The sequence below is a fragment of the Bacillus sp. LSHTCR4 genome, assembly GCF_057197025.1.
This window is the reverse complement of the sequence record NZ_JBXUNO010000001.1, coordinates 2,341,328-2,362,830: the sequence shown is the minus strand read 5'-3', so window position 1 is coordinate 2,362,830 and position 21,503 is coordinate 2,341,328. Positions and strand designations below refer to the sequence as shown.

General features: G+C 35.0%; 23 protein-coding genes and 1 pseudogene. 21 read left to right on the top strand and 3 right to left on the bottom strand.

What is annotated here, in order from left to right:
- Positions 1–56 precede the first annotated feature (56 nt).
- From AC2CGR_RS12140 to AC2CGR_RS12125, 4 genes are all read left to right on the top strand, one after another.
- Positions 57–398, top strand: coding sequence for a DUF1048 domain-containing protein (locus tag AC2CGR_RS12140; RefSeq protein ID WP_061658395.1), 342 nt, complete (start codon positions 57–59; stop codon positions 396–398).
- 155 nt (positions 399–553) lie between these two features.
- Positions 554–1,315 (top strand): ABC transporter ATP-binding protein, encoded by a 762-nt coding sequence (locus AC2CGR_RS12135; RefSeq protein ID WP_131100376.1) that lies wholly within the window; start codon positions 554–556, stop codon positions 1,313–1,315.
- Positions 1,316–2,065: an ABC transporter permease gene (locus tag AC2CGR_RS12130; RefSeq protein ID WP_484480870.1), complete on the top strand. Its 750-nt coding sequence runs from the start codon at positions 1,316–1,318 to the stop codon at positions 2,063–2,065.
- Between the two features lie 289 nt (positions 2,066–2,354).
- Entirely contained in the window at positions 2,355–2,726 is a 372-nt protein-coding gene (locus AC2CGR_RS12125) for a DUF805 domain-containing protein (RefSeq protein WP_087967494.1), read from the top strand.
- A gap of 188 nt (positions 2,727–2,914) precedes the next feature.
- Here the strand turns inward: AC2CGR_RS12125 and AC2CGR_RS12120 are convergent, their stop codons facing one another.
- The gene (locus tag AC2CGR_RS12120; RefSeq protein WP_484480869.1) at positions 2,915–3,877 is read right to left on the bottom strand and encodes a helix-turn-helix transcriptional regulator; all 963 of its coding nucleotides are present in this window, start codon (positions 3,875–3,877) and stop codon (positions 2,915–2,917) included.
- 108 nt (positions 3,878–3,985) lie between these two features.
- On the opposite strand from AC2CGR_RS12120, the gene AC2CGR_RS12115 reads away from it, so the two are divergent.
- The 8 genes from AC2CGR_RS12115 to AC2CGR_RS12080 all read left to right on the top strand — a co-directional run bounded on the left by AC2CGR_RS12115 (position 3,986) and on the right by AC2CGR_RS12080 (position 13,251).
- The gene (locus AC2CGR_RS12115) at positions 3,986–4,465 is read left to right on the top strand and encodes a GyrI-like domain-containing protein (RefSeq protein WP_003267174.1); all 480 of its coding nucleotides are present in this window, start codon (positions 3,986–3,988) and stop codon (positions 4,463–4,465) included.
- A 146-nt stretch (positions 4,466–4,611) separates the two neighbouring features.
- On the top strand, positions 4,612–4,869 hold the full coding sequence (locus tag AC2CGR_RS12110; RefSeq protein ID WP_001036174.1) for a DUF3963 domain-containing protein: 258 nt from the start codon (positions 4,612–4,614) through the stop codon (positions 4,867–4,869).
- Positions 4,870–5,020: 151 nt separating this feature from the next.
- Positions 5,021–5,653 (top strand): LysE family translocator, encoded by a 633-nt coding sequence (locus AC2CGR_RS12105; RefSeq protein WP_484480868.1) that lies wholly within the window; start codon positions 5,021–5,023, stop codon positions 5,651–5,653.
- 96 nt (positions 5,654–5,749) lie between these two features.
- Positions 5,750–6,511, top strand: a complete 762-nt coding sequence (locus tag AC2CGR_RS12100) for a glycosyltransferase family 2 protein (RefSeq protein ID WP_484480867.1) — start codon at positions 5,750–5,752, stop codon at positions 6,509–6,511.
- A 592-nt stretch (positions 6,512–7,103) separates the two neighbouring features.
- Positions 7,104–7,826 carry an RNA polymerase sigma factor SigI gene (gene sigI / locus AC2CGR_RS12095; RefSeq protein WP_087967498.1) on the top strand — a complete coding sequence of 241 codons (723 nt, stop codon included), beginning with the start codon at positions 7,104–7,106 and terminating at the stop codon, positions 7,824–7,826.
- Positions 7,816–9,228, top strand: coding sequence for an anti-sigma factor domain-containing protein (locus AC2CGR_RS12090; protein WP_484480866.1), 1,413 nt, complete (start codon positions 7,816–7,818; stop codon positions 9,226–9,228). Before sigI ends, AC2CGR_RS12090 begins: the two co-directional genes overlap by 11 nt.
- Before the next feature lie 171 nt (positions 9,229–9,399).
- Positions 9,400–12,747 carry a trifunctional glycoside hydrolase family 18/polysaccharide deacetylase/glycosyltransferase family 2 protein gene (locus AC2CGR_RS12085; RefSeq protein ID WP_484480917.1) on the top strand — a complete coding sequence of 1,116 codons (3,348 nt, stop codon included), beginning with the start codon at positions 9,400–9,402 and terminating at the stop codon, positions 12,745–12,747.
- A 228-nt stretch (positions 12,748–12,975) separates the two neighbouring features.
- Complete coding sequence (locus tag AC2CGR_RS12080; protein ID WP_000662958.1) at positions 12,976–13,251, top strand: ArsR/SmtB family transcription factor; 276 nt, start codon at positions 12,976–12,978, stop codon at positions 13,249–13,251.
- A 253-nt stretch (positions 13,252–13,504) separates the two neighbouring features.
- Here AC2CGR_RS12080 and AC2CGR_RS12075 read toward each other — a convergent pair whose 3' ends face one another.
- Positions 13,505–13,828 carry a winged helix-turn-helix transcriptional regulator gene (locus AC2CGR_RS12075; RefSeq protein WP_087967504.1) on the bottom strand — a complete coding sequence of 108 codons (324 nt, stop codon included), beginning with the start codon at positions 13,826–13,828 and terminating at the stop codon, positions 13,505–13,507.
- 122 nt (positions 13,829–13,950) lie between these two features.
- On the opposite strand from AC2CGR_RS12075, the gene AC2CGR_RS12070 reads away from it, so the two are divergent.
- The 7 genes from AC2CGR_RS12070 (at position 13,951) to AC2CGR_RS12040 (ending at position 19,929) form a co-directional block, all read left to right on the top strand.
- A complete protein-coding gene (locus AC2CGR_RS12070) occupies positions 13,951–14,484 on the top strand; it encodes an NAD(P)H-dependent oxidoreductase (RefSeq protein ID WP_131100363.1) in 534 nt (177 codons plus the stop codon).
- 134 nt (positions 14,485–14,618) lie between these two features.
- Positions 14,619–16,121, top strand: coding sequence for a class I adenylate-forming enzyme family protein (locus tag AC2CGR_RS12065; protein ID WP_102990376.1), 1,503 nt, complete (start codon positions 14,619–14,621; stop codon positions 16,119–16,121).
- Between the two features lie 165 nt (positions 16,122–16,286).
- Positions 16,287–16,835 (top strand): GNAT family N-acetyltransferase, encoded by a 549-nt coding sequence (locus AC2CGR_RS12060; RefSeq protein WP_087967512.1) that lies wholly within the window; start codon positions 16,287–16,289, stop codon positions 16,833–16,835.
- A 145-nt stretch (positions 16,836–16,980) separates the two neighbouring features.
- Positions 16,981–17,544, top strand: coding sequence for a GNAT family N-acetyltransferase (locus AC2CGR_RS12055; RefSeq protein ID WP_131100361.1), 564 nt, complete (start codon positions 16,981–16,983; stop codon positions 17,542–17,544).
- Positions 17,541–18,245 (top strand): SDR family NAD(P)-dependent oxidoreductase, encoded by a 705-nt coding sequence (locus tag AC2CGR_RS12050; protein ID WP_087967515.1) that lies wholly within the window; start codon positions 17,541–17,543, stop codon positions 18,243–18,245. Before AC2CGR_RS12055 ends, AC2CGR_RS12050 begins: the two co-directional genes overlap by 4 nt.
- Positions 18,242–19,018, top strand: coding sequence for a GNAT family N-acetyltransferase (locus tag AC2CGR_RS12045; RefSeq protein ID WP_000638684.1), 777 nt, complete (start codon positions 18,242–18,244; stop codon positions 19,016–19,018). The genes AC2CGR_RS12050 and AC2CGR_RS12045 overlap by 4 nt, the downstream gene beginning before the upstream one ends.
- 11 nt (positions 19,019–19,029) lie before the next feature.
- Positions 19,030–19,929, top strand: coding sequence for a PhzF family phenazine biosynthesis isomerase (locus AC2CGR_RS12040; protein WP_484480865.1), 900 nt, complete (start codon positions 19,030–19,032; stop codon positions 19,927–19,929).
- 179 nt (positions 19,930–20,108) lie between these two features.
- Here the strand turns inward: AC2CGR_RS12040 and AC2CGR_RS12035 are convergent, their stop codons facing one another.
- On the bottom strand, positions 20,109–20,318 hold the full coding sequence (locus AC2CGR_RS12035) for a hypothetical protein (protein ID WP_000801653.1): 210 nt from the start codon (positions 20,316–20,318) through the stop codon (positions 20,109–20,111).
- A gap of 175 nt (positions 20,319–20,493) precedes the next feature.
- On the opposite strand from AC2CGR_RS12035, the gene AC2CGR_RS12030 reads away from it, so the two are divergent.
- Positions 20,494–21,342 (top strand): aminoglycoside phosphotransferase family protein, encoded by an 849-nt coding sequence (locus AC2CGR_RS12030; RefSeq protein WP_484480864.1) that lies wholly within the window; start codon positions 20,494–20,496, stop codon positions 21,340–21,342.
- Between the two features lie 41 nt (positions 21,343–21,383).
- Positions 21,384–21,500 (top strand): annotated as a pseudogene (locus AC2CGR_RS12025) (DUF7010 family protein); the annotation flags it as partial.
- Positions 21,501–21,503: the final 3 nt, after the last annotated feature.

Below are 21,503 nucleotides of genomic sequence, written 5' to 3'. Positions count from 1 at the left end.
CCGGCTCATATTTGGAGAGTTTCTTGTTCTGCTTTATAAAAAAGGAGGAAAATAAGATGTTAGAAATGTTCAAAAAGTTAATTGGTGATAAAAAAGAGTACAAAATGATGATGGCACGAGTTGAGGATCTGCCAGAGGACTACCAATTTGTGTTTAAGAAAATTCAAAACTACATGTGGAATTTCTCAGCGGGTAATGGGATGGATATGTTACACATACAGTATGAATTAATCGATTTGTTCGAAGCTGGTGCAGCGGAAGGTAGACAAGTGCTAGACATTACTGGGGAGGACGTAGCATCCTTTGCTGACGAACTAGTGGCAAACGCGAAAACGTATGTCTCAAAATATCGTGAAGATTTGAATGAAAGTATTATGAAGAAATTGAGAAAAAAATAAATGCAATACGTAATACCGACTGATTAGCTGGTTACAAATGTGAATTGCCGCCATCGCTATTCAGTTATATTTTTAAACCACTACTAAGTAATACAGATTATCAGTATTACTAAATAGTGGGTGTAGGTAATCTATTTTTATAAGGGGGAAAAAGTATGAGCAATACAGCGATTTCTATAAAAGGTTTAAAAAAATCTTTTAAAGATAAAGAAGTCTTAAAGGGAGTAGATTTTGAGGTGCAGCGTGGAGAAATTTTCGCGCTGCTAGGCTCAAATGGAGCTGGAAAGACGACAACGGTTAACATCCTTTCGACGCTACTGAAGCAAGATGGTGGTGAAGTAAGTATTTGCGGATTTGATATCAAGCGCCAACCAGATTATGTTCGCCAAAGCATCAGTTTGACAGGACAGTTCGCAGCTTTAGACGGCATGCTAACTGGGAGGGAAAACTTGATCATGATCGCCAAGTTACGTGGTGTTTCTAGTCCCGCTCAAGTCGCTGACAATCTACTTGCAAGATTTAGTCTGACAGATGTGGCCAACCAAAGGGCAGATCAGTATTCAGGTGGAATGAAGCGCCGGCTTGATATCGCGATGAGTTTGATTGGGGCGCCAGCAGTTATTTTTCTTGACGAACCGACGACAGGGCTTGATCCTGAAGCGCGGATTGAAGTTTGGGATACAGTGAAGGAACTTGCTGGTAGCGGCACAACGATTTTGCTTACGACTCAGTACTTGGAAGAAGCAGAACAACTGGCAGACCGTATCGCTATTTTACATGGCGGAAAAATTATTACGACAGGTACTCTTACTGAACTGAAAGAGATGTTCCCACCAGCTAAAGTGGAGTATATCGAGAAGCAGCCGACACTGGAAGAGATTTTTCTTGCTATTATCGGTAAAAAGGAGGGGATGTAAATGAAAAGTAAAACAGGAGTATTACTAGGTCGTTTAATGCGTAACATTATGCGTAGTCCGGATACAATTATTACGGTAGCGATTACACCAATTATGATGATGCTATTATTTGTCTACGTGTTTGGCGGCGCAATACAAACAGGAACGGAAAACTACGTAAATTATTTATTGCCGGGAATTTTGCTAATGGCTATCGCATCCGGTGTAGCTTACACTTCCGTTCGACTATTTACGGATGTAAAGAGTGGGCTGATGGCACGTTTCATTACGATGCCTATTAAGCGCTCATCGATATTGTGGGCTCACGTATTAACCTCTCTTGTTGCTAATGTACTTACTATCGTGGTGGTTATTCTTGTTGCACTCTTAATGGGCTTTCGTTCCAGTGCTAATATGCTAGATTGGCTTGCAGTAGCTGGGATACTAGGAATGTTTACGTTATCGCTAACATGGCTAGCTATCATTCCAGGGCTGAAAGCGAAGTCTATGGAAGGGCCGACAGCATACTCGTACCCACTCGTTTTTCTTCCATTTATTAGTTCAGCCTTCGTACCTACTGAAACGATGCCAAAAATTGTTCGTGCATTTGCTGAGAATCAGCCTGTAACTTCAATCGTGAATGCGATTCGTGCTTTATTATATGAAGGAACTGTTGGCAACGATATTTGGATTGCACTTGCTTGGTGCGTAGGTATCATGATTATCTCTTATCTTTTCGCTAGTAAAGCATTTAAACGTCAGTTAGGGTAAGTTTCGAGGTAACTGAATTTATCGGAATAATATATATAAAAAGAAAAGCACGGAAGATTTTCCGTGCTTTAATCATACATTCATACTTCGCTTAATTGTAGTAGTTTTAAAGTGAATAGGAGAATAATAAATCGAATACACATGACTTGAAGTATGGTATGTAACACTTCGTAAAAAAATAAACAGAATATTCTATATAAAAATAGAGCTTAAAGATGTTATATTTATACTTATAAGGTATATAATGTATAACATCGTTGTTTAGGGGATAGAAAAGGGAGAGGTTCAAATGAGATGGTATTTCTATACTCTCAAAAACTATGCGAAATTTAGTGGGAGAGCTACGAGAAAAGAATACTGGATTTTTACTTTATTTAATAAGATTACGTTTTGGTCATTAATATATTTGGCCTCTTATTCTTCGTCTGCCTTTTACTTAAGAGCCAACATTACCTTGTTATATATAGCAATTTTTATCGTTCCTACTCTGGCAGTGGAAGCTCGTCGATTACATGATAGTGGAAAAACAGGATGGTGGCAGCTATTAAATTTGGTGCCATTTGGAGGAGCGGTTCTACTTGTGTTTTGTATCATTGAAAGTGATGAAGGTGAGAATCAGTATGGACCAAATCCACATTCAAATCTTAAACAAGCAATTTAATGTATGTATAGTAAACTCTAATATAAAAAGGTGTGGACTAAAAGTTAGTTCACACCTTTTTTGTTGTATTATTCCTAGAAAATTCGTTCAGCATTGATAGCAAATACACGGTTTTCCCTAGGTATTTAAAAATATGGTCACCTGGTAACGAATGAAACTCAATATTTTGAGGTTTAACCGATTACTGCTTATGGAGAGTATAAACATAACCGCTTTTGTAAATCGCTTAATACTTCTTCAGGCATTTCCTTTATTGTAATATCTTTTCCTAGGAAAAGCAGCCAATTTGTTATCTCTGTCACTTCATCGGAATTGTTAACATTGATAAATGTTTTTAAAATGGCTGTGGATTGGTAAGGGTTTGTGTAAGATATTGAAACTTTGAAAGGGTGGTATTTTTTGAACTGGGCAATTGCTTTCGGGCCAAGTTCAAGCACAAGATTGATAATTTTGTCTTTCTTACTTAGTTTTTCTAAAATCTTTTTCTTATTTAACCTTTTTTTCGTCGTGTCCGGTTCGATATTGATAAGGTCATCGACAGGAAACAGCAGCTTCTTTTCTTCTTTTAAATCAAACCCTTCAATGATCCAATGGCTTTTTTCTTTATAAAGGTGTAATAGATAAATTGGATAAGACTGGATTTCCTCTTCTTCTTTGACAGTAATCAATAAATGTCTATCCAAAAGAAGGATTTGGATGAGTTTTTCTAACATCGGATGGGGGAGGTCAGAAAGCTCAAGTAGATCAGGGTTATGTGGGTTAGTCCCTTCAAAAAGCAAGAGTTGATTTAAAAGAACAAGGTCATCCTGCTGGGTTTCTGAAATGAGTCCTAGTAGTTTTTCGGCTAAAGATTGACGGCTCTTGAGATAGGGAAGTTGTTGATTGCTTGTAGCCATAAAGGCAATAAAAAGAGCTTTCACTTCGTTATCAGTAAAGCGAACAACGGGTAAGATAGAGTTATGCATAACGTAATATCCACCAGCTCTTCCGACTTCTGCTACAAGTGGCATCCCCATTGCTTCAATTTCTCTAATGTCTCTAACAGCTGTCGATCGTGATATGTTAAATTCTCGTATGATTTCAGAAATGGTAAAGTGGGAGCGGTTGTTGATATACCGCATAATTGTATTAATCCGTTCAACTTTTTTCATTTGAGTCTCCTAAACAGTATCATTTTTTGACATGATTTAAAGATATTATAAACTCATCAGATGAAAAGATAAATCGTTTGATTAATAAAAAAGAGGCAGGTTTTGCATATGAAAAATTATACGATAGAAGAAAAAGATAGCTTTATTGTGTTAGGTATTGGAACTGAAATTAAGAGCGAATACACAGACTTTGCTGGAATAAATAAAGAAAAGGAAGACTTTTGGTCGGCTGTTAAAGAAGATGGAAGGCTGGACACATTAAAAGCTCTAGCTACAAATGAATACATTTTTTCTGTGAGCGAAGCGGTGAATAACAAGATGATGTATTATGCTGGTGTCATGACAGAAGCACAAATAGAAGAAGAGTCTAGAGTGATCCAGTTTCCGAAGGGAGAATACTTAGTAGTGAAAGGAGAAGACAAAAATGCTGAAGAGCTAAGCAATAAGCTTACTGGCATCGCCTTCGGTCAAGCTTTACCAGATGCAAAAGATTTTGCCTATGTTGGTGGGCCGAATACAACGGTTGCGATGGGACAAAGAAACGGCTTAGTTTTTGGTGAAATGTGGATTCCGGTTGTTAGGAAGTAAAGTGATAAAAGGTACGAATATGGGAAGTAGAGGCTAACAATCTTGCATTGTTGGCCTTTTGGGCATAAATAAATTATTCATATGCTACTGCACTTTATGTTCTGATAAAATGGAATAAAAGGGAATTAATGTAAGGCGGTGACGGGTTGAATAAAAAAAGGATATTTGAGCTATTTATAGTAATGTTTGTTTTTCTATTCCTTCATGTAAGCACATATACCAATGAAAAATTTAACGATAAATTAGGTTCCTTTACTTTCGTTGTTCTATTTCTTATGGTTTATATTTACGCTGTATTTATAGAACGTTATTTTGATGATATTCAGAAGTGGGTTCGAAATATAACAATTTGTTTTGCTTTGTTAGTAGTTGCTGTAGTGTCACTATGGATAGGTTATTTTTAGTCCTTACTTAAGAGAATGAGAAATATGTGATTACACTACATTCGATCCGATAATACTACTTAGCTGCATCGGTTTATATTAATCTTTTTTCTCTTCAATCATGATAAAATGTACAATAGGAAATTTTATGTAACATAAAGGGGGAAGGTTTATGGTCAGCTTGAGTACTTTGGTAGCTTTTGCAATTGTTTCGCTTAGCATGGTTTGTTCACCTGGGCCTAATATGATTTACCTCATTTCCCGTTCCATTACGCAGGGGCGTATGGCGGGATTTATTTCTTTATTGGGCATCATGCTCGGATTTGTAATCTATATAATCGCAACTATGTTTGGACTTACAGTTCTATTCGTTGCTGTTCCCGCTGTATATGAAGCAGTAAAGTGGGCAGGTGCTGCTTACTTACTCTGGCTAGCTTGGAATTCGATTAAACCGGGTGCTACATCTATTATGGAAGCTCGTACAATTTCTAATGAACCACCACGGAAATTATTTTTAATGGGACTCATGACTAATCTTCTCAATCCAAAGATTGCTATTTTGTATGTATCACTTTTACCTCAATTTGAAGATCCAGAGAAGGGGTCGTTACTTTTTCAAGGTGCAGTTTTGGGCCTTACGCAAATCACTGTTAGCTTTATAGTTAACCTTCTAATTGTATGTACAGCAAGTAAAATTGCGAAATGGTTTGGCACACGCCCAACGTGGTTACGAGTGCAGCGTTGGCTTATGGCAAGTGTTTTAACGGGGCTTGCTGTACGTCTTGCTTTTGAACGTCGACAGTAAGAGCCTCTTTACCTTCAGTTTCTATAATATAACCTAATAAATATTAATATAATTTATGTATAGTAGGTAGTTACCTTATAAAATAAGGGGGATATTATGACTGATACAAACGAATCTTCAGGAGTCAATTTGAAAAAAGATGTGAAGTTTTCTATTATAATCCCTGCACATAATGAAGAAAAGTACATTGGAAAATGTTTAGATTCAATTGCAAAGGCATCAGAGGCATATAAAGAGCAAACGGAAGTTATAGTTGTTTTAAATCGTTGCACAGATAAAACAGAGGAAATAGCAAAATCTTATCATTGTATTACATTAAAAAATAACGATAAAAACTTATCTAAAATTCGAAATGCAGGGGCTAAAATAGCTAGTGGAGAAATAATCGTTACTATAGACGCTGATACGATAATGACAGAGTCTATGTTGTCTAATGTAGATAAATATTTAGCTTCAGGTAAATACATTGGTGGTGGGGTAAATGGGAAGTTTGAAAGAATATCTTTAGGAATTTTCTTTTCCGCAATTTTAATAATCATCCCCTTACTCTTTAAGTACGGAGCTATATCTGTAGGGATTTTTTGGTGCTATAAAAAAGACTTTATGGCAATCAACGGATTTAATGAAAACATGCTTATGGCAGAAGATGCAGATTTCGCGAAACGGTTAAAAGTATGGGGAAAGCAAAATAATAAGAAATTCGGTACTATTAAAAATGGAATGATCACTTCATGCAGGAGATTTGATACATATGGAGACTGGGCTTTACTCAAAAACCCAAAAGTAATATTAGCTTATCTAAAAGGAAATGATAGAAAATATGCAGATAAGACATATTATGATAATCAAGAAAGGTAACGCTTGAGAAAATCGATAGGAAATAGTGAGAACAGCTGATTTTTTAATATATATTGAGAGCCCAACTTAATTTAATAGATATGATAAGAAAACCATTGATTCGTTCTTTTTCAAATCAATGGTTTTTATTTTTGAAATAAATATCTATTTTTTTATAAAAATATTTTTTGACCCCCATAAAATTTTGTACTCCTCCGAATATGTATAGTGAAGAAAATAAATAGAAGAAAAATGACTATGAAAGAATATAGAAGTATTAATAAAATTACTAGATTAAGTGGGCATCCGAAATAAAAGGATTAAATTACTAATTATATAAAGAAGAGTTATGCAAGGATTGCAGATAAAATAGAAAAAGAGTAAGCAAAACAAGCGGAAGAAAATAAGAACGTATATTAAAATATAAGCTTAACTTTAGTGCCGAGGGAAAAGGAAAATCATTAGGAAAACGGTGGGAAAAGTTAGACTCGAAAAATATAACTAACAGAAAGCAGACAAGACCAAAGAAAAGTGCTAACAAAATGTGGTTAAATGGTCACTTGTTTAGTGACCATTTTTCTATTTCAAGCAGAAGGAGGCTGAGAGATTACCAGTGTTAAGTTTAGTAATGAAAATCTTAAAAAAAACGAAAATAGAAGATATCGTATGTAACATACAAAATAACGAAGAAGATAAAGAAGCATTTATCGTACAGTATCAGCCGTTTATTAGAAAATCAATCTCGTCTGTCTGCCGCCGATATATTACAGAACAGGATGATGAATATAGTATTGGATTGTTTGCGTTTAACGAAGCAATTGAACAGTATTCATATAAAAAGGGAAAATCTTTTCTAGCGTTTGCTGATCTTCTTATAAAAAGAGATGTAATTGACTATATACGCAAGGAGTCTAAGCATAATCGTGTCTTTTTAAAAGAAGATGAGCAAGAGGAAATGTTAGAAATGCAAGTGTCGCTTACGGAGTATATGAAAGAGATGGATAATAGTAACCGTAAGGAGGAAATTCTTCATTTTCAAAGTGTGTTAGCTGAGTTTAAAATCACATTTTCAGAGCTTGCAAAAGAATCTCCTAAGCATCGTGACACCCGTGAGCACTTAATAGAAATTGTAAAGATGATTATAAAAGAAGAGAAAATGATGGAGGAGCTGTTCCGAAAGAAAAAGTTACCGCTTAAACATATTGAACCGCGTGTTAGGGTAAGTCGTAAAACATTGGAGCGGCATAGAAAATATATCATTGCAATGTGTATTATCTTTGCAAACAACTATACATACATTCTTGATTATATAAGGGGAGGGAAGCATGATGAATAAAGGAATTGTGATGGATATAAAAAAACATAGTGTAATTGTTTTAACACCGAATGGAGAGTTTATTACGTGTAAAAGAAAAGGGGATTCTTGCATGATCGGGGAGGAAATTTCATTTGATGAGCAAGAACAAAAAGCATCGCGTTTTTCAATCCCTTATTTCTTAAAGCCGGCATCATTACTTGTTGCTTGTTTTCTATGTGCGCTGTTATTTTTCTACAACCAACCGGAAGAAAAAGTATTTGCTTACGTCTCAGTTGATATAAATCCAAGTTTAGAGGTGAGCGTAACGAAGGATCTTCGCGTTATAGATTTGCGGGCTTGTAATGATGACGGAAGGCGTATTTTAAGAGAAATGAAACGGTGGGAAAATAAGCATTTGCAAGATGTGATACGCACTATTATAAAACAAAGTCAAGAGGATAAGTATTTAACGAATGATAAGCAAGTTATGCTAACAGCTGTTGCAAAGGACAAGTCGTTAGAACCACAGTTGGAACGGGCTATGCAGGAATTAAAGAAAGAATATGAAATCAAACATATTACAGTCGAATATCAAAGTAGTACGATGCAAGTACGAGAGAATGCTAGGAAAGCCGGAATAGGCACAGGTGTCTATATAAAGCAAGAGAATGAGAAGAATAAATCGCTTACGCCACCTGCCACTCCGTCTAATCCGGTGGAAAAGGAAGAAGAGGTGCAATCGCAGCCGGAGTCATCTTCTGGTGCAGCACCAGATTTGTCTTCTGTAAAAGAAAAAAAATATGAGAAGCCAGAGAATGAAGAACAAAAGAAAACAGAGGAACAACCATCGAAGCAAATAAAAGAAAATAATGGTAGAGGATCTCAGCAAGAAAATAGAGGGAATCAGCAAGGGAGCAACGGTAGGGGATCTCAGCAAGAAAATAGAGGGAATCAGCAAGGGAGCAACGGTAGGGGATCTCAACAAGGAAATAATGAAAATCAGCAAGGGAATAACGGTAGAGGATCTCAACAAGGGAATAATGGGAACCAGCAAGGGAATAACGGTAGAGGATCTCAACAAGGGAATAATGGGAATCAGCAAGGGAACAACGTTAGAGGATCTCAACAAGGGAATAATGGAAATCAGCAAGGGAACAACGGTAGAGGATCTCAACAAGGGAATAATGGAAATCAGCAAGGGGACAATGGAAGAGGATCTCAACAAGGGAACAACGATAGAGGATCTCAACAAGGGAATAATGGGAACCAGCAAGGGAACAACGTTAGAGGATCTCAACAAGGGAATAGTGGAAATCAGCAAGGGGACAATGGAAGAGGATCCCAGAAAGAAAATGATGGAAACGAGCAAGGGAACAATGGCAGGGGGTCTCAACAAGAAAATAGAGGTAACCAGCAAGGGAATGAAAAGAAGAATCAATAGAATATTGAGAGATTCATTTCAAAGCGAAAAGGATTAATCTCGCTATTGCGGGCAGTAAAACTCCCATCTCAAAATTTGGCTGGGGTAAAGAAGTTAGGTGGGAGTTGGGCTGCTTAAAGTTGCACTTTATTATTCTATAGTTCTATTAAGAAGGAGTATGTGAAAAATATAATGGAGAAAAACATTCAACAAGAGAAAGGTAAAGCAAAACCTGTTTTTTATGATCCGAAGGGAAGGAGAAACATAGCTTTTATTTCGTTTCTATGTATCTCAATAGTTAGCGTAAGTATTGTATTTTATTTTTTCTTTCAAAGTATTTTTTCAACACCAGAAATTCCAAATATGAATACCGCTGTACAACAAGATAATAAACTTGTACCTATTAATCAAAAACTTAGTGATCAGCAGTTAAAAAAGGAAGAATTTAAACCAAATACCGAAAGGAAGGATAACAAAAATTTGGTGAATTCGACGAACGATAGTAAACAACCTAAAGAAGTGTATGGTTTTTATGTAAACTGGGATGAAAATAGTACCGCTTCTTTAAAAGAAAATATCGATTCATTAACCACGCTAGTACCAGAGTGGTATCATTTAAAAGCAGATTTAACGATTAGAAGTGAGATAAAACCTGAGATAGTAAAATTAGCAGAAAAAAACCAAGTGAAAATTATGCCTTTACTTACGAACTATACAGAGGAAGCTTCTGGTCCTGATAGTGGGCTGATTCATAAGTTACTAAATTCCCCAAATGATGTAAAGACAAAGTTTATAAATGATTTAGTAAAGCAAGTTGAAAAGAATCGATTTGCGGGTATTAATATTGACTTTGAGGCGATACCTGAAAGTGATAGAGAAAACGTAACAAATTTTATGAAAGAACTTACTATGGTCTTTCATAAACATGGTTTGCTTGTTACACAAGATGTTCCAGCTAACGATAAGGCTTTTGATTATAGTGCGTTAGCAAAGGTAATAGATCGAATGATTGTAATGATGTACGATGAGCACTATGGAGCGGGGGAACCAGGGCCAATTGCTTCGAATAAGTGGTTCCAACATACATTAAAAGAACTGAATATTCCGTCTAATAAACTTATAGTTGCTTTCGGTAACTATGGATATGATTGGAAAGTGAAGAGTAAAGAACCTGCGAAGTCTTTAACTTTTTCAGAAGTTATGGCAATGGCTCATAATTCAAATATGAAAATTCAATGGGATAAGATTAGTGGAAATCCTTATTTTAGATATAAAACAGGAGAGAAAGAACATACTGCTTGGTTTTTAGACGGTGTTACTCTCTACAATCAAGTGAAAATCGCAATGGACAACAATGCAAAGGGGTTTGCATTATGGAGATTAGGAGCAGAAGACCCTACAATATGGAAAGTTTTAAAAAATCCGATTGAGGCACAAGAAAATCCTGATGTATTACATAAAATCACTAGTTTAGATGAAGTGAATCATTCTGGACAAGGTGAAATTTTACAGATTGAGAATGAAAAGCAAAATGGATTGAGAGATTTTAAAGTAGGCAAAAATGGTTATCTTACAGATGAAGTATATCAATCCTTACCAACTGCATACGAAGTACAACGATATGGAAAACCAAAGGGGAAACAAGTAGTATTAACATTTGATGATGGACCAGACCCGAAATATACGCCGGAAATTTTAGATATATTAAAAGAGAATAAAATAAAAGCTGCTTTTTTTGTACTTGGTGAAAACGCGCAACTAAATACTAGTATTGTAAAAAGAATATACGATGAGGGGCATGAAATTGGCAATCATACTTTCAAGCATCCTAACGTAGCTGATACGTCTTTACTACGAACAAAAGTAGAACTTAATACGACCCAACGTTTAATTCAGGAAGTAACTGGACATTCTACGGTTTTATTTAGACCGCCATATGAAGCCGATGCTAACCCAGATTCGTCAAATGAAATATTGCCTATTTTACGTGCGCAAAATATGAACTATACAATGGTAGCGGAAAAAGTGGATCCTGAAGACTGGGCAACACCATCAACAAATGAATTAGTAAAGCGTGCTCTTAATCCCGTTTATAAGGGAGAGGGAAATATTATTCTTCTCCATGATGCAGGAGGGAATCGTACCCATACAATAGAGGCGCTGCCAATTATTATTAAAGAACTTAAAAAGCATGGATATAGTTTTGTAACAATTTCAAATTTAATGAATAAAGAACGAGATGAAATTATGCCTCCTGTTTCTTCAGAGGGTGAGCAATATTTACTTTACAATAAAGCTGTCTTTTCAGGGGCGGGATATTTTAAACATATATTAACAATTATTTTTTATGTTGCTATTGGATTAGGTATTTTTCGATTCTTATTCTTAATTTATTTTGCATGGAAGCAGAAAAGAAAAACGCTATCTCACTCTATTCATTCGTCCTATCAACCTTTTGTTAGTGTTGTCATAGCAGCATATAATGAAGAAAAGGTGATAGCCAAGACAATTCGCTCAATTTTGGATAGCGATTATAGAGAGTTTGAAGTTATTGTTGTGGATGACGGATCGACAGATGGTACGTCAAAAGTAATGCAAGAAACATTTTATAAACACCCTAAAGTTCGTTTCATTCAGAAAGAAAATGGCGGGAAATCATCGGCAATGAACTTAGGGTTTCAACAATCGCGAGGAGAGATCATTGTCACTTTAGATGCGGATACTATTATTGCGCAAGACGCCATTTCTCTCATGGTTAGACACTTTGAAGATCAAAATGTAGCAGCAGTTTCAGGTAATGTCAAAGTGGGGAATAGACGAAACTTGTTAACTACTTGGCAACATGTTGAATATATAACAGGGTTTAATTTAGAACGCAGAGCTTTTGATGAGTTAAATTGTATTACAGTCGTTCCAGGAGCTATCGGGGCATGGCGTAAGAAGAATGTTGTTGAATCTGGATATTTAAGCGAAGATACATTAGCAGAAGATACCGATCTTACTATTACATTTTTACGTCAAGGACATAGAATTGTATATGAAGAAAAGGCTTATGCTTTTACGGAGTCACCTGAAGATGTAAAAAGTCTCATTAAACAGCGATATCGTTGGTCATATGGTACACTTCAATGTCTTTGGAAACATCGAAAAGCGTTATGTAATTCAAAGCATAAAACATTAGGATTTATCGCATTGCCAAATATGTGGTTATTCCAATATGTTCTCCAATTCATTGCTCCTTTTGCAGATATATTAATGATTGTGGGACTATTTAGTAGTGATCCGCTAAAAGTTTTAGGATTTTATTTTGTATTCTTTTTAATGGATCTTCTCGCTTCTCTGTTTGCATTTAAATTAGAAAATGAGAATCCGAAACCATTAGTATGGTTAATTTTACAACGCTTTATTTATCGCCAATTTATGACTTATGTTGTCATTAAATCTATATTCTCATCGATTCGAGGAGTGGCGGTGGGGTGGAATAAGCTAAAGAGAATGGGAAGTGTAAAACATTCCACGGAACATAAAGAGGCATCTTAAGAGAGCGGGTTATCTGCTCTCTTTTTTACTGATTTTAGTGAGTTGAGTATAGAGTAGATACGTCTGTATCTATAAGAGTTCTGATAGTGAGACATTATGTTAAGATACTCCTTTAGTTTCGGAAAAAAGTTTTTTATATTTTTTTTAAAATGACGGACATAAAATCGTACATACCTTCGAATTATATATATGGATAACATAAATATGTATATAAAAGGGGAAAATAAGATGAAAGAACAAAAAGAAATGTTTGAAGAAATCTCTGAAGTACTAAAGGTATTGGCACATCCTGTTCGTTTATCCTTAGTAAAAATAATGCTTGCAAAAGGTCCTACTAATGTAACAACAATGTATGGGGATTTACAAATGCCTCAAAGTACAATTAGTCAACATTTATCTAAATTAAAAGCTGCTAAAATGGTTACAGGTACTCGAAAAGGATTAGAAATTTATTATGAGGTAACTGACAATCGCACAAAATCAATATTAGCATGTTTAGTTTAAATGCTGACTTCTATTTCAAAATAAAAAACGCTATTCTTTCCTATGTTTTTACAGAGAGAATAGCGTTTTAACTTTTTAAGGAGTATTTTTTTATATCTTGATCAATCGTTGGTACGCCTCATGTTGATTAACTTCCCCTAATTCCATTTGGGGGACTTTACAATCTTAGGTCAATGACATGTGACAGTACGCTATTATAAAGTTTTAGGAGGATTTTTGACATAAAAGACTTAACGAAGTTCATCGTGTTGTTTTAGTCATGTAATCTTTTGATTTGATGATCTTTTCCCCACTCAAATAGTTCATTCATAATTTGCATTAAAGATTTCCCGTATTCGCTTATTGTGTACTCAACCTTTGGTGGTACTTCTTGATATACAGTACGATGGATAATCCCATCAGCCTCAAGTTGCCGAAGTTGTTGTGTAAGAACTTTTTGTGTAATGTTTGGGATTTCCCGTCGGATTTCATTTGTACGCATTTTTCCATCCATCAAAACACATAAAATATGAACTTTCCATTTTCCACCGATTACATCGAGAGTCGTTGCAATTGGGCAGTCATCATTTTGATTCATATAACACCTCCAAAGGTACCTCAAGGTTCCTATAGCACCTGAAAGTACGTACTTTTCAATTATATGTAACGCATTCATACTAATACGTAAAGGATTGATAATTTATAAAGGGGATGGAAATGATGAGAACACTTGTAATTGTAGCACACCCTGAAATTGAAAAATCAAAAATTAATAAAAGATGGATAGAAGAACTTGAGAAACATTCGGATGAGATTACGGTGCATGAATTATATAAAGTGGCACCGAATTGGGAGTTTAATATTGAAGAAGAGCAAAAGTTATTAGTAGAACATGACAGATATATATTCCAATTTCCGCTTTACTGGTACAGTTCCCCACCATTATTGAAAAAATGGTTTGACGATGTATTAACATATGGATTTGCGTACGGATCAAAAGGGGATAAAGTGAAAGGAAAAGAATTTGGTGTAGCTATTTCGATAGGTGGATTAGAAAAAGATTATGAAAATAGTGGAATCACGATGGATGAATTAACGAAACCATTCCAAGCTACTTGCTTATATACAGACATGAAATTTATACCTTCATTTTATTTATATGGTGCTGAATATAAATTAAGTGATGAAGAGATTGATAAAAGTGCACCTGAGTATGTGCAATATGTAATGAACAAAAAGTATTCTAATATATAAGGAGAAACAGTCATTTACTTGTGAAGTAAATGACTGTTTTTTATATATTTTATATTCACTAAGTGTAATCTTTAGTAAATTAATAATTAATCTGGTAAAATAAAAAACCTAACATATATAAAGGGGAGTTTTACTTGAGAACGATGCAAAAATTATTACAAAAAAGAGCAATACAATCACCAAATTTGGAAGCGCTTGTAGGCGGAGAGAAAAGGTATTCGTTTCAACAGTATAATGAACGAGTAAACCAGCTTGCACACTGTTTGTTACATAACGGTGTACAAAGAGGGGATCGTATAGGAATACTTAGTAAAAATAATCACCCGTTTCCAAGTGTTATGATGGCAAGTTTAAAAATTGGAGCGGTATTTATTCCGCTAAACCATCAACTTACTACTTATGAATTAGAAACGATAGTAAAAGAAGCAAAATTAAAAGTGTTAGTTATTGATGAAGAATTTAGTGAAGTGTTATTAAAGGTTGATGCTGTGAAAGAAATTCCTTATGTAATTCAAACGACAAAAGAAGGCTTTGGTTCATTTGAATTAGAGTTGCAAAAACAGCCAACGACAGAACCGGACATAGAAGTTTATGAAGATGATGATGCAATTTACTTATTTACTTCAGGAACGACTGGACAGGCGAAAGCATGTGTAATTGGACATGAAAACTTACATCATTATTTTGAGGAGATTGCAGGACAAAGAGAAATTCCAGCAGGTGAACGCTTTTTATCCGTCCATCCATTGTTTCATATGAGTGGCGTGCTTTCTATTTTAAATTGCATTTATCATGGTGTTACGATGATCTTCTTAGCTGATTCGAATCCTACTCTTATTTGGGATAAGATTGAAGAAGAGAAAATTACTACGATGCTTGCATTTCCAGCTGTTTATAGCTATATGCTTGATGAACTAAATAAAAAAGAACGTAACATTGCTACTTTTAAAGTAGCACAAAGCGGTGGAACAAAAGTGCCAGAAACACTCATTCAAAAATATATGGAAAAAGGAATATATATGGTGCAAGGCTATGGTAGTACAGAAGGTTGGGTTGTAACATCGTGGCATCCAATGATGGGAAAAGAAAAGATGTCGTCTGTAGGAAAAACCTTGAAAAATGTAGAGGTGAAAATTGTTCATCCAGAAACAGGTGATGAACTAACAACAAATGAAGTTGGAGAGATCCATGTAAGAAGTCCATACATGTTTAAAGGGTATTGGAATAATGAAAAGGCGACAAAGAAGGTAGTAAAAGATAATTGGTTTAACATGGGCGATGCTGGCATGATAGATGACGACGGATTCCTGCATATTATGGGAAGATATAAAGACGTTATTATACGTGGTGGTGACAATGTATATCCAGACCAAGTAGAAGATGTCATTCATGAAATATATGGTGTTTTAGAAGTTGCAGTAGTTGGAGTTCCAGATGACTTTTGGGGAGAGGTTCCGACTGCGTACATTGTAAAAGATATGCAAACGTCTTTAACAGAAGAAGAAATTATACAGCATTGTAAAGAAAAACTGGCAAGTTATAAAATACCCAAAGTTGTATTTATGAACAAATTACCGAAAAATGCTTTAGGAAAAGTATTGAAAAGGGAATTAAGAGAAAATGTACTTGTAAAATAAAAACGATTAAATGATGAGGAATCCAGTTATGTATAAAGCATAACTGGATTTTTTGTTTATGATTCTGTTGGTGGATATTGTAAATATTTAAAACCTTTTATGTTTTTTTAGTGCAATATTGAAAATAAAGGGAGCTAACTAATTTCAGTACTAGGGGGAGAAACTATGGCTATAAAATTAGAAACTGAGCATTTATGTATAGAACCTTTTACTAATGATGACGTGTTTAGAATTAAAGAGTTAGCTAATGATAAGGAATTAGCTAATATTCTTGGGCTTCCACACCCATATAAATTAGAGTTCGCGCAAGATTGGGTTGATATGCAACCAGAACTTATAAGGAAAGGAATCGAATATCCTTTAGGAATTGTCTCTAAAGAATCAAGAGAAATTGTAGGTACAATTACACTAAGAATTGACAAGGGTAACAATAGAGGTGAACTTGGTTATTGGATTGGTAAGAATTATTGGGGAAAGGGTTTTGCAACTGAGGCTGTAAACAGAATGATTCAATTTGGCTTTATCGAATTAGGGTTAAATAAAATTTGGGCATCTGCCATTTCTAGAAACCGATCATCAATTAAAGTGTTAGAGAAGTCGGGCTTACGTAAAGAAGGCACATTAAGACAGAATAGACTTTTATTAAATACATATGAAGATGTTGATGTGTATGGAATATTAAAGACAGAATACAAGGTTTTAAATAGAGTATGATGACAAAAGGAAAACCTTTAGAACAGGGTTTCCTTTTGCATTTTAATAGAACCTTGTTTATCAAAAACATAATAATTTACTAGATTTTGTATTTTGTGTAAGATAATAAAGAATATTTAAATATTAATAAAGGGAAGAGATGTAAATGAAGCTGCCGCTATTAGAGGTAGAGACAGAGAGACTCATGATCCGTCCGTTCCAAAATGATGATTATGAAAGTTGGTTAGATGGATTTAATAAGAGGTTACCATCCCAGTATAAATATGACGATGGTTATCAAGTTATGGCATCATCAACAAAAGAATGGTTCACGGAATGGATAAGAGGCTTTGATGAAGCAGCACATCGAGATGAGATGTATGTATTAGGCATTTTTCGTAAAGAAGACGGAGCTAATATTGGAAAGCTAGAACTTATAAAGATTTTACGTATGGATTATCAGTGGGCAATGATGGGCTACTCAATTCATAATCAATATTGGAAAAATGGATATGGGGAAGAAAGTGTAAAAGCTGCGTTACCGTTATTTTTTAATCGTCTTTATTTTCATAGAATTGAATTACATATACGTGTTGATAATGAGCCATCCGTTCGTCTTGCGGAAAGAGCAGGTTTTTCTTTTGAATGCAAGAGAGAGGCGTTTTCTTTAGAGAATGGTAAGTGGATAGATTTTCTTATTTATTTTAAAAATAAGGAGATGGATATATGAGGGTTCTAATTACAGGTGGAAATCGCGGGTTAGGGTTACAGTTAGTAAAAGTATTTCATGAAAATGGGCATATTGTTTATCCGTTAGTTAGAACTAAGATTGCGGTAACGCAATTGAAGCAAATGTTTAGTTGTAGATGTTTTCCTATATTGGCAGACTTATCGGCTGATGAGAGTACGGAGCAAATGAAAAATCAGATTGAGGAATATACAGAGTATATTGATCTAGTTATCAATAACGCAGGAATTACTGGAAAGGAGACTGAGGTTTTACATACAAATTCAGAAGAGTTAACGGACTTATTTAATATTCATTGCTTAGGTGTAATTCGAGCTGTAAAAGGTACATATATGGCTTTAGCTAAATCGGATCATCCGAGAATCATAAATGTGTCCTCTCGGTTAGGTTCATTGCATAAAATGGCGAACAAAGAGTTTCCACAAGGTCAGTTTTCATATTCATATCGAATTGCTAAAGCTGCACAAAATATGTTAACGCTCTGTTTACAACAAGAGTTTGAGGATAAAGGAATTCGTGTAACTGCTATTCACCCTGGAAAATTAAAGACTGACATTGGTGCTTTAGATGCGAATATGACTCCGGCTAAAGGAGCAAAAAATATATATGATTGGGTAATAGATTCAAACGAGGATGTTTCAGGCAAGTTTATTGAGCCAGGTGTAGGTGAATTAAAATGGTGATATATGATCTTGCAATCATTCAGAATCTGTTTGGCCCTTCTAAAAAAGTATTAAATGGCTTACCAAATGCAGTAACGATTGAAGAAATCGAAGAAGACGTTTTGTATAACGTACAAACATATAAAGAAAAGATAAGTAGATTTGAAGAGGTTTGTTTTAATTGGGAGTTAAAAAGAGCGAGTATTGTATTAAACAAAAGGTTTAGTAGTCATAACTCAAGCGCAAAAGTGTTACTTGATGCCGGTTTTTCTTTGTATGCCGCAAAGATAGAAGTATGTAGAGAATTGAACAATGTAGAAGAGCTTGAAAGACAATATACATATCGATCAATAGCAGAAGGAACGTTATCGGAAAAAGATTTTAAATATATTTGGGAACAATGTATGTCGGGTTCAGGGAATCAAACTTCAATTTTAACTATCGATGAACATTTTTATTCTGTACAAACAGAGTTAGGTAAGGGCTGGGAAAAGTCATGTATTGTTTTTTATGATAAAAATGAGCCGATTGGTATGTCCATACCGCATATAGAAACTGGAACAGAAAGTGAAGGACGATTATTTTACTTTGGAGTAATGCCTTATTATCGTGGGAAAGGAATTGCTTCCCGGCTGCATCTTCAATCTTTACATATGTTAAAGGAAATAGGGGCTACTTATTACATCGGAAGCACACATACTTCAAATGAAAAGATGCAGAGAATATTTTGGAGAAATAATTGTTCGTTGAAAACGGAGATAGAGCTTTATTATAAAATTTTTAAAGAAGGTTAGGAGAAAAGAAAATGAAGACTATAAACGTATTTCATTATGACACATTTACGAATAAACCAAATATGGGGAATCCAGCAGGTATTGTATTAGAGGCAGATGGATTAACGGAAGAGGAAATGCAAATTATTGCTGAAAAAGTTGGATATAACGAAACAACTTTTGTTCTTTCCTCAGAAGTAGGAGATATAAGAATGCGCTACTTTACACCTGGTTTTGAAATGGATTTATGTGGTCATGGGACAGTTGCAACAATATTTGCTTTGCGTGAAAGAGGGTTATTAGAAGAGAAAAATAACCTTACGATTGAAACGAAGGCTGGGATTTTACCGATACAAATAGGTGTAAAAGAAAATGGAGAAGCCTTTATTAAAATGAGGCAGGCAGCACTTCAGTTTAAAGAATTTACAGGTTCAACAGAAGAATTAGCTCATAGTATCGGTTTAGAAGTAAATGATTTAGATGTAAGTTTACCGATTGTATATGGAAGTACGGGGAACTGGACTGTAATTGTACCGATTAAAAATCTAGATGCGTGTGAGAGAATGAAGCCTAACAATGAGATGTTTCCATCAGTATTAAAAGAAATACCTAACGCTTCTATTCATCCAGTTTGTCTAGAAACTTATGATGAACTAGCACAAATGCATGGACGTCATTTCTCATCGGCTTATGCTGGAACAATAGAAGATCCAGTGACAGGAACAGCTTCAGGTGTAATGGGGGCGTATTATGCGATGTATTTGGAAAAAGATTTTGACCATGAAATGGAGTTAATTGTTGAACAAGGACAGGAAATACATAAAGATGGTCGTGTAACGGTGTATGTAACGAAAGTTGAAGGGAATGCGAATTTACAAATTGATATTGCTGGAACAGCGGTGTATGTAAAAGAATTTGAAGTTTCAATATAAAGTGAAACTTTAATCAGTGGGTGGGGCATCCCCACTGATTATTAGTTGAACCAATCGGGCTTTTACGGGCAGTTGATCCCCCACCTAACTTCTTTGCTTCCGTTGAATTTTGAGGTGAGGGTCTTACTGCCCGTTAATGCGGGATAAAAAAGAAAGCCCGGCATACATCCGGACTTTCATTATCTGTTCAATACTTCAATATACGAAGCATCTCCAGTTGTTCTTAAAGCAGAGCGAAAATTGTTATTTTCTAGCGTTTTAGCGACTTGTTGTAACTGCTGTGCATCATCATGATGGATAAGTAAGCTGTCAGCACCGCTTTCCTCTATATGAATGTGTTCGACATTTCCGATGGCATCATGTACAGCTTTTAAAAATTCAGGTTTCATATTGTCCTCCTATATGTATGTAACGTTGTTGTTAGTATTTCCTTATTTTTGAAATATAAAAGTAAGTGATTTTTTGTTATATTAAGATTTTTGAAGGGATTTCCTATTTGTTTGTCAAATAATAGTAAAGTTGTCTTTTGAATTGCGGGAATCTTCGAGATTAAAGGGTGAGGGAATGGACATTTCAATAATTGCGGCACAACTAGTTAAGGAGAACGTGATTTCACATTATCCAAATAGCATAAAAGTGCTGAACGGAGGAACGACAAGTACTGTATATTTATTGGACGGAAAATACGTTGTAAAGCTGAATGAAGAGGAAGTAATACGTGAAGAAGCCTATTTTCTTTCTTTTTATGAGGGGAATACTTTGTTTTCAAAGCTTTTGTATAAGGAGCCTTTATATACATATATTGTGTATTCTTTCCTTGAAGGTAGTACTTCGTGCGAACGAGGACATAAACGAAGTACGCTTAGCACTCTTGTAAAAGAGGCTATTAATAAGTATGAAATAGTTCAAAAGGCGAGTGGCTGGGGATGGAAAGAAAGCCCGGTTCAATCTTGGAATGAATTTTTAACGACAAATGTGATGGAAGCTTATGAAAATGTAAAACGTTACATAAGTGAAGAAGAGTATAGAACGGTTCTTAAATTAGCAAATAGTTCAAGTAGGGGGACTGGAATAAATCAGCCATTTTTATTACATGGTGATCTTGGATTTCATAATTTTATATTTCAAAGGAATAAGCTGCATGGTGTAATTGATCCTTTACCAGTGTTAGGAGATCCTATATACGATTTAATTTATGCATTCTGTTCAACCCCGGAAGATGTAACAAAAGAAACAATTCATTATGCGATGAAACAGTGTGTATTTCATAAAAAAGAAAGTGATTTATATGAAGAAATAGTCATAGGATTATATTTGCGTATAGATACATGTTTAAGGCACCACCCGAAAGATTTAGAAAATTATTTAGCAGCTTGGCGTTATTGGATGGGCGAGGTTGAGGTGACTTTATAGTACAAATATTTTTGGGGAGATAGTGAGATGAATGTTTCAGAAGCGAAAAAGGATTCACTGTAATTCCCTTATCGGTTACAGCTGTTTATTTCCTTACTTTTATAAGTTTATTAATTGAAAACAAAAAAGCAGATCAGTATCAACGAAAATCAGCTTAATAA

Bases quoted from the DNA above. Each gene is read 5' to 3' on its own strand.
- AC2CGR_RS12140 (WP_061658395.1), top strand. From the start codon at position 57: ATGTTAGAAATGTTCAAAAAGTTAATTGGTGATAAAAAAGAGTACAAA.
- AC2CGR_RS12135 (WP_131100376.1), top strand. From the start codon at position 554: ATGAGCAATACAGCGATTTCTATAAAAGGTTTAAAAAAATCTTTTAAA.
- AC2CGR_RS12130 (WP_484480870.1), top strand. From the start codon at position 1,316: ATGAAAAGTAAAACAGGAGTATTACTAGGTCGTTTAATGCGTAACATT.
- AC2CGR_RS12125 (WP_087967494.1), top strand. From the start codon at position 2,355: ATGAGATGGTATTTCTATACTCTCAAAAACTATGCGAAATTTAGTGGG.
- AC2CGR_RS12120 (WP_484480869.1), bottom strand. From the start codon at position 3,877: ATGAAAAAAGTTGAACGGATTAATACAATTATGCGGTATATCAACAAC.
- AC2CGR_RS12115 (WP_003267174.1), top strand. From the start codon at position 3,986: ATGAAAAATTATACGATAGAAGAAAAAGATAGCTTTATTGTGTTAGGT.
- AC2CGR_RS12105 (WP_484480868.1), top strand. From the start codon at position 5,021: ATGGTCAGCTTGAGTACTTTGGTAGCTTTTGCAATTGTTTCGCTTAGC.
- AC2CGR_RS12100 (WP_484480867.1), top strand. From the start codon at position 5,750: ATGACTGATACAAACGAATCTTCAGGAGTCAATTTGAAAAAAGATGTG.
- AC2CGR_RS12090 (WP_484480866.1), top strand. From the start codon at position 7,816: ATGATGAATAAAGGAATTGTGATGGATATAAAAAAACATAGTGTAATT.
- AC2CGR_RS12085 (WP_484480917.1), top strand. From the start codon at position 9,400: ATGGAGAAAAACATTCAACAAGAGAAAGGTAAAGCAAAACCTGTTTTT.
- AC2CGR_RS12080 (WP_000662958.1), top strand. From the start codon at position 12,976: ATGAAAGAACAAAAAGAAATGTTTGAAGAAATCTCTGAAGTACTAAAG.
- AC2CGR_RS12075 (WP_087967504.1), bottom strand. From the start codon at position 13,828: ATGAATCAAAATGATGACTGCCCAATTGCAACGACTCTCGATGTAATC.
- AC2CGR_RS12070 (WP_131100363.1), top strand. From the start codon at position 13,951: ATGAGAACACTTGTAATTGTAGCACACCCTGAAATTGAAAAATCAAAA.
- AC2CGR_RS12060 (WP_087967512.1), top strand. From the start codon at position 16,287: ATGGCTATAAAATTAGAAACTGAGCATTTATGTATAGAACCTTTTACT.
- AC2CGR_RS12055 (WP_131100361.1), top strand. From the start codon at position 16,981: ATGAAGCTGCCGCTATTAGAGGTAGAGACAGAGAGACTCATGATCCGT.
- AC2CGR_RS12050 (WP_087967515.1), top strand. From the start codon at position 17,541: ATGAGGGTTCTAATTACAGGTGGAAATCGCGGGTTAGGGTTACAGTTA.
- AC2CGR_RS12040 (WP_484480865.1), top strand. From the start codon at position 19,030: ATGAAGACTATAAACGTATTTCATTATGACACATTTACGAATAAACCA.
- AC2CGR_RS12035 (WP_000801653.1), bottom strand. From the start codon at position 20,318: ATGAAACCTGAATTTTTAAAAGCTGTACATGATGCCATCGGAAATGTC.
- AC2CGR_RS12030 (WP_484480864.1), top strand. From the start codon at position 20,494: ATGGACATTTCAATAATTGCGGCACAACTAGTTAAGGAGAACGTGATT.